The sequence below is a fragment of the Klebsiella sp. KE9456 genome, assembly GCF_043832615.1.
In the GTDB taxonomy this organism is placed as follows: Bacteria; Pseudomonadota; Gammaproteobacteria; order Enterobacterales; family Enterobacteriaceae; genus Klebsiella; species Klebsiella indica.
This window is the reverse complement of record NZ_JBDYQK010000004.1, coordinates 56,057-68,992: the sequence shown is the minus strand read 5'-3', so window position 1 is coordinate 68,992 and position 12,936 is coordinate 56,057. Positions and strand designations below refer to the sequence as shown.

Below are 12,936 nucleotides of genomic sequence, written 5' to 3'. Positions count from 1 at the left end.
TCACGGGCTCCCGGCGATTGTCTCATGTGGCTTATCACGGTCAATCAGCCTGCGCAGCAGGGCGATGACCTGATCAACTTCATCCGGCGTCAGCGCGCCGTCTTTCGCCCACTGCACGCGACCGGCCTTATCCAGGACGATAATGGTGGAGCTCTCCTCCGGGAGTTGCCAGGCCTTGCGCCCAAGACCATCGCTATCGACGATAAATTGTGCCCACGGGTAATGCCGTTTATTTTTCTCGATTTTTCCTCGAACAAAAAAGCCGGAACCCGGTATGGCATCGTCGGTGTTGACGATAGTGGTAGGCTGGAAGCGGTCGTCGGGAAGATTCGCTTCCTTGATGGCGGCGATCAGCAGTGAATTTTTCTTTTTGGCGGACGTGCGGCCCGCGATGTACTGGATGACGCGCACCTTGCCCGCCAATTGCGCGCTTCGCCACGGCCTGTAGCTGAAATGGCCCTGACTCAGCAGAAGCTCACCGCGATCGTTAATCGCGATCGGCGCGACCGGTTCGCCATGAATGAAATTATGCGCTGATGCCATCAGCGGAGACAGTAGCAGAACGATGGTCAGCACTCTACGTAACGTCATCATGCCTCCGGGGAATAGCCATTGTTATCTGTCCGCGATTATCGCGGGCGCCGAAAGTGACAGGGGAAACCGGTCAAGAAGTTGTTCCAGCCGCTGGCGGATATCGATATCCAACAGCGCGGGTTGGTCGTAACCATTCCCGCCGGCCAGCTTATCCGCCACCATCACATCATGGCGATCGCCCATTAACCCGTTAATTGCCGCCAGAAAACGCGAGATCTGTCGGGCCTCCCGATTATCCGGGTCGATTGAACGCAGCGTGTCGTAAAAAGAGACTTGTCGACTGATGATTTTTCGCACGTCATGAAACTGCTTGCCAGTGAGTTTCTGGCTGGCGATTAACAACCGTAGCAGCCGCATCTGTTGCAGACGGTAGGCGATAAACCCATTCTCGGTTTCCAGCCGCGTATGGCGCAGTCTGTAACGCACGCACGACCAGACCGGTTTGCTGAGAAGCAGCCGCAACTGATTGCCATAAAACCGCATGTTTTTCCGGTTGCCGTTACGAAACGCATCCTGAAAATGGCCGAGCACCACCGTCGTGCTGTGAAACAGACGGTTGGCACGATGCTGTACACTGTAAAGCTGCAGGGCAAAACGTAAATGCTTATAGCGTGCGCGAATATATTTGTAGCGCATACGGGTTGCCTCCGATTGCGGAGCTTTCAGGAAGCTATTCACCAGTTGCAACAGTTCCTGACGGGAAAACCCGTCCTCCCAGAACTGCAGGCACAGCGCGTAGTTGTCACGAATGCTCTCAGGGGAACATTGCAGCTCAATATGTTGCGGCAGGCTGATTTGAGCCTCAACCAGATCGTCTTCTTCCACTGCGACAAATAGCGCCTGCGTGGTTTCAGCGGAGAATTTTTTCCAGGTATTATTCGCGGTCATGACTTTACTCTCTGGGCACATTCAGCCCTAACATATAGCGATTGCGATAGGCACTGATCGTCGGTATCAGGGATAACAGAACGTCTAAACATTGCCCTAGTAAATAAGCGAAGGCGGAGCCCTGCACGCCGAAGGCGTACGACATTGTCAGGAGTAGCGTAATGTAGGACGCCGCGGAAATAGCCTGCACGATGAGGAAAGCGCGCTGCTTGCCTGCCATGAACAGTAAAGATTCTTGCGGGAAGCCGATCATTGAAACGATGATCGCCCCCAACATGATTTGAATGAGATCATAGGCTTCCAGATACTGATGACCGAAAACCGCGGCGATTAGCGGCTGACCCACCAGGATGACCAGCAGTGCGACGGCGATGCCAATACCGCCAGCCAGCAGCGCGGAGCGCAGTCCCAGCAGCCACGGCCTGGTTGTGCGGGGATCAAGGCGCATGATTTCCGGGTAGAAACTTTTCTCCAGAAGTTTCGCCGGAGTACCTGTCGCATCGAAGAAGGTCATCGCAATTTTAAACAGCCCGGCGGCGGCGGGCCCCAGCACCACACCAACCAGCACGGTGGTACATGAGTTCCGCGCAGCCCAAATGGTATGGGCAATATTGGTCGTCCAGACAAAATTCCACGCGCCATGAATGCGACGCGCGGTATTGAACAGGCGCGGTTTCAGCGCGCCGTGGATCTGCCGACGGCGCAGCTCACGCGCGGTGAACCACCAGAATAACGTGCCGCCGACGAGATTAGAGGCGTACCAGGTGATGATGAACCCAGGAAACCCCAGATCCAGGTAATATGAAATGACGCTCCCAACGGCCTGCAGGAAAGGCTTAATGGCCTGCTGCACGGCGATTAAATCGAAGCGATTAAAGGCGCGCAGCACTCCTGTTGGGGTCGATGATGTCATCGAGGGAATGAGGGTACAGTACAGCATGGCGAGCCAGAAACTTTGCGTATTCAGCCCGAGGGCGTGGGCCAAAAAAGGCAGCAGCAGCATCCCGCCCAGTATGGCGACGGCGCCGCTCGCAATATCCAAACCGAATGAAAAGGCGATGACGTCGCGGAAGCGTCGGGTGTTTTGCTGCTCCAGAGCCGGCGTGCCGAATTGAACGACAAATTGCCATGTCTGAAATTTGATAAAGTCACTCACCGCTTTTGTATAAGCCTGAATCACGACCAGCACGCCGAACATGTCGGGCGACATGCCTTTACCGGCGCACGACAGCGCCAGTAACCCGAGCAGCGCGCTGGCCACACTACCGGAACCTAAATATGCGGCGTTACGTAGAATGGAGCGAAAAGCGCCGTCGGAAAACCACCGTTTCATGACAAAAACCAGCCGTTAGGGTTATTTTCTCGTCTCTTGCGCTGCCTGATCATAATATTTCTCTGCATCTGTTTAACCACCAGAATCGGCGTTTCCCCGGCCATCGACTTTTCTACCGTTGCACGACATCGCTACTGATAAGCGCGGCTCATTCGCGGGGTGGGAAATGCGATAGCGGATATGGCATTGAGCGCGTTATTCAGCACGTCATCGTAGGGTGCTCTGGCGTCCAGTTCGATAATGCGTGAACCGTTGTATTGCAGGCGCACCATGGTGGCAATTTTGTCTTTCAGCTCTTCATAACTGTGATCCGGCTTGCGTGCAAAAGCCGTATCGACGTCAATATTAAGACGAATGATCAGTTCTGGCCGGTACTGGGCCATACGTTGATATAAACGGCGTTCGCGTGCCGCCAGCCGCGTCAGCAGCCGGCCTTTTGCACGCTCCACGCCAATGCCGGGCCCATCGTAATAAAAGCCGGAAATCTCTGCTTGCGGGTAGCGATCGCTGATCACCAGCACGCCGCTCTGCGCCAGCCGGCATACTTTCCGCAGATTAGATGCGCGCCACAGTGAAAATCCGTACATGATCAACGCAGCCCAGAGCGCGGGCGGCTTATTACTCATCCGTTGGGTTTTATCGGATTTAGCCGCCAGGCGCCGCTCCAGCCAGACGCCGATGAAAGGCAGACGCTTGATTTTGTCGCCATCCTCGCCGGATATCAGCCCTAAATAACGCCGCTCTGTTGTGCAATATTGTCGCAGGCTATTGACCAGATCGGCGGTCAGCGTGGACTTTCCTGTACCATCGCTGCCCACCACGGCAATAAGCCCGGTGATACAGGCGGAAGACGAGTCCGGGGGAAAGGGGCGTTTATTTTTTTTCATCTGTTTCAGTACGAAAAAGTTATTTGTCAGCTACACACTGGCGGCTATCAATGAAATTTGAATTGCACGCAGTGCTTCATTAAAAATTTTATTCGCTGGTTCACGACCGTCTAAATCCAGTATTTTTGCGCCATTAAAAGTCAGGTGCGGGATAACGGCGATCTTTTCACGCAAGGCTGACAGTGGATGGTCGGGTTTGCGTGAATACGCCGTTTGTTCATCGATATCCAGACGAATTAATAATAAAGGCAAGTGAGAGGCCATCCACTGGTACAGGCGTCGCTCGCGCTTTCTTAACCAGCTAACCCAGCGGTTACCGCCGACCGTTTTTGCCAGTTGCGGGCCATCGAACCGAAACCCGGCAACTTCCGCCTGCGGATAACGGTCGGTGATCAGCAATATACCCCGGCGACTTTTTGTTAACATGCGGCGAAATTTATAAACGCGCCAATATGAGAGTAAAAAAATCACCAGCGCCGTTGCGTTGTCCGGCGGTGTGGAAGGACATTCATGCACGCGTCTGGATTTCGCCAACAAATAACGGGAGAACGGCGCACCAATAATGTGCAGGGAAGCGATCCATTCGCCAATACGCCCGGACGACTGACCAAGATAAAGTTGTTCCGTCGGTCTTTGTGCCGATAAAGCGCGGGCCAGACTGGCGGCTAAGGTTGATTTTCCTGAGCCGTCACAGCCCGTTATCGCAATTACGCGCAAGGGCGTATGATGAGATCCCGATCTTATTTGCTGACTCACAATAATTGATCCAATGCGAAAAAAACCATTGTATTCCAATCCACATTGGGTTCAAGATATTTATTGTTGTCTGCCACGATAATAATACGCCTTTTATTTCCTCTCGTTATTCCCGGTTGATATCTGGAGTAAGCTTTCTTGTTATTTTGTGCTAATTATTTGCGAAGAGGGGGATTTCGCTTTTTATGTTAATTATCGGCGTACCAGATGGGTGACGAAAGCAGATATTTTCAATAATAGTTTAATTTTTTGTGCTATTTGGTGCGACGTCGTAATGTTGCCCCGCGCACCAAATCTCTGGCGACGTAAGCGTTGTTTCGCATCAACAGTGGCACACCGTTTTCGTTTATTTGGCATAGGATCATATTATGAGTACAAAATTTCCGCCGCTGATCGCGGTAATTGGCTGTGACGGTTCGGGTAAGTCCACCGTGTGTGAACATGTGATCGGCTATATGAGAAGATATGGGCCGGCGGTCAGGGTTCATCTGGGAAAACAGGCGGGGAATGTCGGGCGTGCGGCATCCCGGCTTCCTCTGTTGGGAAGTCTGGTTGGCAAGGAGATCGCGCGCAATAGTAAAAAAGTCAAAATGGCAAAATCGAATCCTGGTTTGCTGCCGTCGCTGGTGATTAGCATTTTCGTGGTGCGCCGATTGCTGCGCTTTCGTCGGATGCTGGCGTTTCGTCGGCAAGGATTTATTGTGTTGACCGACCGTTTTCCGCAGGCGCAGATCCCCGGCGCCTACGACGGCACGGTATTCCCGTTAAACGTTGAAGGGAGCCGCCTTGTCAGATGGCTGGCAGACCGCGAACGGGCGGCGTTTCAGTGGATGGCGGGGCATCATCCGGATTTAGTCATTAAGCTGAATGTTGACCTGGAAGTGGCCTGCGCACGTAAGCCCGATCATCGTAAAGCGTCGCTGGAGAAAAAAATCGCCGTCACGCCGCTGTTGACTTTTGACGGTGCAGATATCGTAAATATCGATGCTAATCAGCCGATTGAACAGGTGATCGCGATGACGGAAAAAGCCATCGCCGAATTTATGGCGACGCAAGGGTATGGTTATTCGGCTGATGAGACATCTGCCGTTATGCATTAATGGTTTTACTCAAGGGCGGCGATGGCATTTCAGGCATCGCCGCCGGGGTAGCGGAGGGGATTACTGTTTCAGTACCGCAAAGGCATGGATGATCGCGTCGATATCTTCATCGCTGTGTGCGGCATTGACGCTGCAGCGCAGCAGGGTCATCTCCGCCGGAGCAGCAGGCGGTAAAACCAGATTGACATACACGCCCCTGTCAATCAGATCGCGCCAGAAGCGCAGACCCTCTTCTTTAGAACCGATTATCACCGGAACGACCGGGCTGATGCGCGGCCCCAGCGTATATCCCAGCGCGACGAGCCCCCGGTACAGGCGCTGCGCGTTGCTCCACAGTTTTTCCCGCAATTCGGGATGATGCGCAATTTTTCGCAGCGTCGAACGTACCGATGCGATGCTGGAGGGCGACGGCGAGGCGGTAAAAATATACGGGCGACTGCTGTAGCGCAACACCTCCATCTCCTTGCCGCCGACGGCGAAACCGCCGATAGAAGCCAGGCTTTTGCTGAACGTCCCGACAATAATGTCAACATCCTGTTCAACGCCCAGCGCTTCAGCCAGGCCGCGGCCGTTAGCCCCCATCACGCCAAATGAGTGCGCCTCATCTACCAGCAGATAACCGCCTAAGCGTCGCTTAATTTCGACAATTTCTACCAGCGGCGCGACATCGCCCAGCATACTGTAGATGCCTTCAACAATAATGAGCGCCTCGCGGGCGCGTTCGCCCAGGCGCAGCATGCGGCGGCCCAGATCCTCGGCGTCATTGTGGCGGAAGCGAATAATCTCCGCGCCCCCGAGTGCGCAGGCGTCGTAAATGCTGGCGTGGCTGTCCGCATCGATCAGCACCACCGAACCCGGTCCCGCCAGCGTGCTGATGACGCCGAGATTTGCGGTATAGCCGGTGGAAAAGACGATCGCGCAGGGGCGATCGAAGAAATCAGCCAGTTCCTGCTCTAACATCAGGTGCGAACCGTAGCTGCCGTTCGCCATGCGGGAGCCGGTGGTGCCGGTGCCCAGTGCGGCCATTGCCGCCTGGCCTTCGGCGATGGCCTGGGCGTCGAAGGTCAGGCCGAGGTAGTTATTGGTGCCTGCGAGGATAATCTGACGATCGCCGATGCGTCCGCGGGTCGCCGAATAGACTTCATCAATGCAGGTGCCGAACGGATTGAGGCCGGAAGTTTGAAACTGTACACGATCGTTGGCGAGTCGTGAAAATTTGTCATAAAGTCCCATGGCTTTTCTCCAGATAAGGGCGCAGCGCGTCAAGCAATTGCTCTGGCGTTCTGACATCAAGCAATATATTGATAGGAATGGAGATATCTAATTTATCTTCCAGCATCATCAGCAGATTCAATACTCTGATGGATTCCAGTCCAAGATCATTGACGAGATCGCTATCAGGTTTTATTTCCAATCCGCCTTCGACGATACTTTGTAAACACGTCAGGATATAATCCATCACAGCATCGCGATTTAGCATAAGAATGTTGACACACCTCTGTTGGGAATCATTAAAACAGTCCTTCGCGCAGCGCGCGCGCCAGGCTCACCTGTGGGTACCAGCTAATATGTTGTGACAGACGTTGGTTGCTGGCGGACCAGTCGCGATGGGTTAATTCATGTATTTTGCTGTGCGTCAGCATCGGCTCCTGTTTTGTCATCCGGCACCACAGCAGACTGATTTCCGCTATGCACGTCAGCAGCGGCAGCGGAATGGGCAGCAGATGCACTGGGCCCTGACGCACCGCGGCGCCAATATCCCGCAGACGCCGCCAGGTATAGCCTTCGGCAGCGCCGTCACACAGTTCGTAAATATTCGGCTGCGCCGGACTGACCAACAACCATTGACTGACCGCTGTCGCTAAATCGCTGACGTGCAGAAAGGAGAGTTTCGCCTCCGGCGCCCCCAGACGAGGAAGTACGCCGCGCAAAAGCGCGTTGAACAGCGGTTTAAGCTCTTTATCGCCCGGCCCGTAAACCGCGGTCGGGCGGAAAATTCCCAACGTCACCCCTGACGCGGCGGCCGTTAATTGCTGTTCGGCAATATATTTGGAATGCGCGTACCAGGAGAGCGCCGGGTAGCGGGCGGCCAGAGAGGAGATGAACAAGAAACGTCTGCAACGGCTGCTTTGCCGGACAGCCTGCATCAGGCACAGGCTGCCGGTGACGTTGCCGCGTGTGAATACCGCTTCTGCGTGTCCGCGTACCTGACCGGCACAGTGAACCACGGCATCCGCACCGTAAACCAGCTCGGCAAGGGATGGTTGATCTTCCAGCGCGCCGGGCACCCAGGTCAGATTGTCGACGGCAACGTTTCCTGCGCGCCGGGTCAGGGCGCGCACGGTAAACCCTTGCGCCAGCAGTGCGTGGACGATATGGCGGCCGATAAAACCGGTCGCCCCCGTGACGGCGACGGTTCCTGTCATTGGGCGAAACCCGCCAGGTGCTGCCGTTGCGGATAGAGCGAAGCGCTTAGCCAGCGTTTTTTCGCTTCGGCACGGGCCGGTTTTCCCGATGAGGTGCGCGGAATACTGTGCGGCGGCAGCAACTCGATATTTACCGTAATACCGAACTCGCTCTGAATACGCGCGCTCAGCGAGTGGATGATTTGCGCCCGGCGCGTTTCCTCGCTGATTCGGCACTGGATTTGCAAAATCACCCGTGCCGCTTCACCGTGCTCTTCAGTGACGAAGGCGATCGCGTCTCCGGGACGGATTTCCGGTTCCGACTCCGCAACGTATTCAATGTCCTGCGGCCAGATATTTCGCCCGCGAATGATGATCAGATCCTTTTTGCGCCCGGTGACATACAGATAACCATCCAGCAAGTAACCGAGGTCGCCGGTATCCATCCAGCCGGTGACCTGAATCTGCTGCTGGGATTCATCATCGCAGAAATAGCCGTTCATCAGGCTGGGACCGGAAATGTAGATATGGCCGACATGGCGTTCAGGCAACAGTTGCCCGCTTTCACTGCGGATCTCAATACGATGACCGGGCAGCGCTTTGCCGCAGTTGACGAATGTTGAGATTGCGCGCGTTTTTTTACCGGGCGCGAGCGCTTTGCCCTCATATTCCAGAATATCGCGGTCGACGGTATTGGTTTGCGGGCCGGCCGATTTATCGGAAAAGCTGACCGCGAGCGTATTCTCCGCCAGACCATAGCAGGGCATGAATGCCTTGCTGTCGAAGCGAAAGTGACGGAAGTGCTCGCCAAACTGGCTCAGCAATTCGGCCGGAATCGGCTCGGCGCCTACGCCCGCGACGCGCCAGCTGGAAAGATCCAGATCGGCAAGTTCTTTGGCGTTGCTGCGGCGCAAGCACAAATCGTAGCCGAACGGCGGCGCGACACTCACGGTGCCGCGATTTTTGGCGATCAGTTTTAACCATTGCATCGGGCGCATAGCAAAATCTTGCGTGCGCAGATAGTCGACGGACAACTGAGTCGCAACCGGCGTCAGCAGGAAACCCACCAGCCCCATATCGTGATAGAAAGGGAGCCAGGAAACACAGCGATCCCCCGCACGCAGCTTGATGCCGTGGCGGCTGATCGCCCCCAGATTCGCCATCACCGCCCGCTGGGTAATGATGACGCCGCGCGGAAAGCGGGTGCTGCCTGAGGTGTACTGCAGATAAGCGATATCGTCAGGCGAGGCTGCCGGTAGTGCGATGGCCGGTTCGGGCAGCGTATTGAAATCGGCGTAGCTGAGAATATGCGCAGAGGAGCTTTCCGCCGCGGCGGAGGCGATCAGCGGCTTCCACTCCTCGCTGCTGATAATCGCTGAGGGGTTGCAGCTGGCGATCAGTTCCTGCAGCCTGGCGGTGTAGGAATCGCGCTGACCAAGACCCATGGGGATCGCCAGCGGTACCGCCACGAACCCCGCATACTGGCATGCAAAGAAGGCTTCTACGAATCCCGCGCTGGTTTCCGCGAGCAGCGCAATGCGATCGCCTTTCTTAAGGTTCAGCGAGAGTAAACGCCGCGCGCCCGATATTGCGCGTTGTTTCAACGTACTGTATTCAAGAACGGCCACCAGTTGATTACGACGGTCATAAAAATTCATTCCCGTTTTGCCGCGCGCCGCATAATCTAACGCATCCACTAAAGTAGGAAAATCCGCATAACGCATGGGAAGAGAATGAACGGAACTTGTTTCAGACATAGACAAACATCGCCATAGAGTAAGATCGCCAAAAGAGCCAACACGACGCCTGGCGAGGGATTTGATATTTTTACTATGAACAGGTATTGAATAAGTTTGTTATTCAACCATCTTCATTCCACAAACAACGTATATTGGCGTGCATAATTCGCCCGCCGGTTATTCACCGGAGAAAACCGGCGACAACCGCGTTATTAACCTTAGGTGGCGCCTTAAAATATGCAGGGCGCATTGTAATAACCGAATATCGCCGTTCCTTAGGTCTGTATCTGTAGGGCAGGAAATAACGACTAACTCATATAGTCTGACCTCGTGCATAACAATCTGTACCCGGCATTTTTCAGGCTGCAGATGCACCGGTGTACGTCTTCGTGGAGCTGGCGCAGCGCGAAACGGTTAACCGTCTTGCCTTGTAGCGTGAATAATATAGGGTAGAAAAACTTAAACAAACCATAAACAGTATGCCGTTAGAAATTCAAAAGTGAATGGCTCATTTAACCTGAGCATTAAAAAAAGCATTAAGTGGTAAAAAATACAATGCTGCTCGTTATTAAAGTCGATAACCAGAAAAGGTAATTTTTTTATAAAAAAGCACGAAATAATAAAAAAAGCTCAAAATGGTAAAAAAGGCACTAAATAACAAAAATAGCGCTAAATAATAAACCATCACCTTCATTGCAAGCGGTTTTGAATGCGCCAACGCAATCGGGCCGTCATTTTGTTCGGGAGGTCATACATCATCAAATAAATAAAGAGTGCGTAAAAATGCTAACGGTGCTGTCGGGCCATTATTTAATTATGTTATTAAAAATCTAAGGCTATTTATGATCCGTGTTGAGAAAATTTCGCATAAGCGCAATCTTAAAGAATTTATTGCTTTCCCTTCGTTACTGTTCCGTGATGATCCAAACTGGATCGCACCGCTGTATCTGGAGCGTGAAGAGCATTTGTCCACAAAGAATCCCGGCACCGAACATATAGAATGGCAGGCGTGGGTCGCTAAAAAACAGGGGAACGTGGTCGGTCGCATTACCGCACAAATTGATACGCTGCACCGCGCGATTCACGGAAACGATACTGGCCACTTTGGCATGATTGACGCCGTTGATGATGCCGCCGTTTTTAGTTCGCTCTTTACGGCGGCGGAAGCGTGGCTGAGATCGAAAGGCGCGCATAACATCACCGGCCCATTCAGCCTTAATATCAATCAGGAGAGCGGCCTGCTGGTTGAGGGGTTTGATACTCCGCCATCGGCCCTGATGACCTACGCTAAACCCTATTATGCCGACAGGATAGCGCAGCAGGGGTATACGAAAGGAATCGATTTACTGGCCTATTGGATGAAGCGAACCGACCTGCATTTTTCACCTTCGTTAACCCGGATGATGGAGCAGGTACGCAAAAAAGTGACCATTCGTCATCTTAATCGCAAGCGCTTTCGCGAGGAGATGCAGGTGCTACGGGAGATATTTAATTCCGGCTGGCAGCATAACTGGGGGTTTGTCCCGTTTACTGAGCACGAATTTGCCACGATGGGCGATCAACTTAAGTATCTGGTTTCTGAAGATATGATCCACATCGCCGAAGTGGAGGGGGAGCCCTGCGCTTTCATCGTGGGGCTGCCGAATATTAATGAAGCCATCGCCGATCTGCAGGGACGTTTAATGCCGTTTGGCTGGGCTAAATTATTGTGGCGTCTGAAAGTCAGCGGCGTGCGCACGGCAAGAGTGCCTTTGATGGGCGTTCGTCAGGAATATCAGTTCAGTCGGATCGGGCCGGTGATCGCGCTGTTGCTGATTGAGAGGCTGCGCGATCCCTTTGCCAGGCATCATATTGATGCGCTGGAAATGTCGTGGATATTAGAGTCCAATACCGGCATGCGAACCATTTTAGAGCGAATCGGCGCGGTCCCGTATAAACGCTACCGCTTATACGAAAAAACAATTTAATTTGCGGATGAAGGCATCTGTGTGTTTTCCGGTCCTGTACGCGGAGGACCGGATGTTATCGGCTTTATCCTCGTCAGCGGAAAAACGAATCGACGCTAACCCAACGTTTACCGACAAGGACCGTCAGCGCGATTATTGCAACCACGGCAGCCAGATGGGTAACAAAGTCCAGCGAATCCAGATGTACCGGATGACAAAAGGCCAGCAGGCTTACCGCCAGGCTGGCAATCCCCAGCCCGGCCATCGCCAGGTTGCGAACCGGGTGCAGCGTGCGGGTACGTCGCAGACTGGCAATCATCAGCGCCATCATCGGCGTGCTGACGGCCAGCAGAAAGGTAAAGCAGTGGATGCTATCGTCATCATGGATTGGCGATGCGTCGCCGTGCATCGCGCGCAGGCTTAATCCAAACCACATCAGCCCGATGGGGAGCAGCGCTTTCCCGCTGAGCGTTCGCCGCCCGGCAATGCTCATCGCGAAGGCGTTGCGAATCGCCAGCGTGCCAAGCAAAAATGCCAGCAGGAGCTGGGCGATGGCCCAGGCGGCACCGGGTTGTGACCAGTCGGTCAGATCGCGCGGCAGCAGGCAACTCACGACGATAGCGCAGGGAAGGGCAACGCCCATCCAGCTCACTACCCGCCAGCCGGTCGGCTGCGGGCGTCTGACCGGCTGTATGTCGCGGCTAAGTTTTTCAATCAACAGATTATGATCGGTCATGATGGGCTCCAGAACGGCGCAGATTCTTCAGCGCCCGATGCAATAGCGACTTTACCGCCGCAACGCTCAGATTGTTATGCGCGGCGGCCTCGGTCAGGCTCATTTCATGCAGGTGAACATGCTCCACGATCTCACGCTGGCGTGCCGGGAGTTGACGTAAATAGCCTGCCAGCTCTTCCTCGCGGTCCAGATGCTGGGCTGCGTGCGCAGAAGAAGGGACGTCAGGCAGTATTTCGTCGTTAGTTTCCCAGCGCTGACGACGACCGCGCCGACGCAGGGTATCGATGGTGCGCGCCGAGATAATGGCCATCAGCCAGGGCAGAAATGGAAATGCCGGATCGTAGGTATGGCGAACCCGATGTACCGTCAGCAGCACATCCTGAATGACATCTTCAACTAATGCTTCATCGCTGATGTGTTTACGTACCTGCGCGCGGATCACGGATACCAGCGCTTTTAATAAACGGGTATAGGCGAGGCGATCGCCAGCCTGTGCCTGCGCCATGAGCACAGGCCAGTTTTCGCGTGCGTTGTCGTTTGTTTGCATAATCC

General features: G+C 54.1%; 13 protein-coding genes. 2 read left to right on the top strand and 11 right to left on the bottom strand.

Features of this window, described 5'->3' with window-relative positions:
• The 5 genes from ABK821_RS05340 to ABK821_RS05320 form a co-directional block, all read right to left on the bottom strand.
• The gene (locus tag ABK821_RS05340; protein WP_308563074.1) at nucleotides 1–591 is read right to left on the bottom strand and encodes a YtfJ family protein; all 591 of its coding nucleotides are present in this window, start codon (nucleotides 589–591) and stop codon (nucleotides 1–3) included.
• A gap of 24 nt (nucleotides 592–615) precedes the next feature.
• Nucleotides 616–1,482 carry a hypothetical protein gene (locus tag ABK821_RS05335; protein WP_138362346.1) on the bottom strand — a complete coding sequence of 289 codons (867 nt, stop codon included), beginning with the start codon at nucleotides 1,480–1,482 and terminating at the stop codon, nucleotides 616–618.
• A 4-nt stretch (nucleotides 1,483–1,486) separates the two neighbouring features.
• Entirely contained in the window at nucleotides 1,487–2,815 is a 1,329-nt protein-coding gene (locus ABK821_RS05330; protein ID WP_343178721.1) for a lipopolysaccharide biosynthesis protein, read from the bottom strand.
• 131 nt (nucleotides 2,816–2,946) lie between these two features.
• The gene (locus ABK821_RS05325) at nucleotides 2,947–3,702 is read right to left on the bottom strand and encodes a hypothetical protein (protein WP_343178722.1); all 756 of its coding nucleotides are present in this window, start codon (nucleotides 3,700–3,702) and stop codon (nucleotides 2,947–2,949) included.
• Nucleotides 3,703–3,732: 30 nt separating this feature from the next.
• A complete protein-coding gene (locus ABK821_RS05320; RefSeq protein ID WP_138362343.1) occupies nucleotides 3,733–4,419 on the bottom strand; it encodes a hypothetical protein in 687 nt (228 codons plus the stop codon).
• A gap of 407 nt (nucleotides 4,420–4,826) precedes the next feature.
• Here ABK821_RS05320 and ABK821_RS05315 point away from each other — a divergent pair, with 407 nt between their 5' ends.
• Nucleotides 4,827–5,558, top strand: coding sequence for a dTMP kinase (locus ABK821_RS05315; RefSeq protein WP_142501972.1), 732 nt, complete (start codon nucleotides 4,827–4,829; stop codon nucleotides 5,556–5,558).
• Between the two features lie 60 nt (nucleotides 5,559–5,618).
• Here ABK821_RS05315 and spt read toward each other — a convergent pair whose 3' ends face one another.
• Genes spt through ABK821_RS05295 form a run of 4 tightly spaced genes read right to left on the bottom strand, consistent with a single transcriptional unit; the run spans nucleotide 5,619 to nucleotide 9,720 of the window.
• Entirely contained in the window at nucleotides 5,619–6,791 is a 1,173-nt protein-coding gene (gene spt, locus ABK821_RS05310) for a serine palmitoyltransferase (RefSeq protein ID WP_138362341.1), read from the bottom strand.
• Entirely contained in the window at nucleotides 6,778–7,038 is a 261-nt protein-coding gene (locus ABK821_RS05305) for an acyl carrier protein (RefSeq protein WP_138362340.1), read from the bottom strand. The genes spt and ABK821_RS05305 overlap by 14 nt, the downstream gene beginning before the upstream one ends.
• A gap of 31 nt (nucleotides 7,039–7,069) precedes the next feature.
• Nucleotides 7,070–7,984: an NAD-dependent epimerase/dehydratase family protein gene (locus ABK821_RS05300; RefSeq protein WP_343178723.1), complete on the bottom strand. Its 915-nt coding sequence runs from the start codon at nucleotides 7,982–7,984 to the stop codon at nucleotides 7,070–7,072.
• Nucleotides 7,981–9,720 (bottom strand): fatty acyl-AMP ligase, encoded by a 1,740-nt coding sequence (locus ABK821_RS05295; protein WP_138362338.1) that lies wholly within the window; start codon nucleotides 9,718–9,720, stop codon nucleotides 7,981–7,983. The genes ABK821_RS05300 and ABK821_RS05295 overlap by 4 nt, the downstream gene beginning before the upstream one ends.
• Before the next feature lie 824 nt (nucleotides 9,721–10,544).
• Here ABK821_RS05295 and ABK821_RS05290 point away from each other — a divergent pair.
• On the top strand, nucleotides 10,545–11,669 hold the full coding sequence (locus ABK821_RS05290) for an N-acetyltransferase (RefSeq protein ID WP_138362337.1): 1,125 nt from the start codon (nucleotides 10,545–10,547) through the stop codon (nucleotides 11,667–11,669).
• A 73-nt stretch (nucleotides 11,670–11,742) separates the two neighbouring features.
• On the opposite strand, the gene ABK821_RS05285 is transcribed toward ABK821_RS05290, so the two are convergent.
• Both ABK821_RS05285 and ABK821_RS05280 read right to left on the bottom strand, forming a co-directional pair.
• A complete protein-coding gene (locus tag ABK821_RS05285; protein WP_138362336.1) occupies nucleotides 11,743–12,384 on the bottom strand; it encodes an NrsF family protein in 642 nt (213 codons plus the stop codon).
• Nucleotides 12,371–12,931 (bottom strand): RNA polymerase sigma factor, encoded by a 561-nt coding sequence (locus tag ABK821_RS05280; RefSeq protein ID WP_138362335.1) that lies wholly within the window; start codon nucleotides 12,929–12,931, stop codon nucleotides 12,371–12,373. Before ABK821_RS05280 ends, ABK821_RS05285 begins: the two co-directional genes overlap by 14 nt.
• Between the last annotated feature and the right edge of the window lie 5 nt (nucleotides 12,932–12,936).

Bases quoted from the DNA above. Each gene is read 5' to 3' on its own strand.
- ABK821_RS05340 (WP_308563074.1), bottom strand. From the start codon at position 591: ATGACGTTACGTAGAGTGCTGACCATCGTTCTGCTACTGTCTCCGCTG.
- ABK821_RS05335 (WP_138362346.1), bottom strand. From the start codon at position 1,482: ATGACCGCGAATAATACCTGGAAAAAATTCTCCGCTGAAACCACGCAG.
- ABK821_RS05330 (WP_343178721.1), bottom strand. From the start codon at position 2,815: ATGAAACGGTGGTTTTCCGACGGCGCTTTTCGCTCCATTCTACGTAAC.
- ABK821_RS05325 (WP_343178722.1), bottom strand. From the start codon at position 3,702: ATGAAAAAAAATAAACGCCCCTTTCCCCCGGACTCGTCTTCCGCCTGT.
- ABK821_RS05315 (WP_142501972.1), top strand. From the start codon at position 4,827: ATGAGTACAAAATTTCCGCCGCTGATCGCGGTAATTGGCTGTGACGGT.
- spt (WP_138362341.1), bottom strand. From the start codon at position 6,791: ATGGGACTTTATGACAAATTTTCACGACTCGCCAACGATCGTGTACAG.
- ABK821_RS05305 (WP_138362340.1), bottom strand. From the start codon at position 7,038: ATGCTAAATCGCGATGCTGTGATGGATTATATCCTGACGTGTTTACAA.
- ABK821_RS05300 (WP_343178723.1), bottom strand. From the start codon at position 7,984: ATGACAGGAACCGTCGCCGTCACGGGGGCGACCGGTTTTATCGGCCGC.
- ABK821_RS05295 (WP_138362338.1), bottom strand. From the start codon at position 9,720: ATGTCTGAAACAAGTTCCGTTCATTCTCTTCCCATGCGTTATGCGGAT.
- ABK821_RS05290 (WP_138362337.1), top strand. From the start codon at position 10,545: ATGATCCGTGTTGAGAAAATTTCGCATAAGCGCAATCTTAAAGAATTT.
- ABK821_RS05285 (WP_138362336.1), bottom strand. From the start codon at position 12,384: ATGACCGATCATAATCTGTTGATTGAAAAACTTAGCCGCGACATACAG.
- ABK821_RS05280 (WP_138362335.1), bottom strand. From the start codon at position 12,931: ATGCAAACAAACGACAACGCACGCGAAAACTGGCCTGTGCTCATGGCG.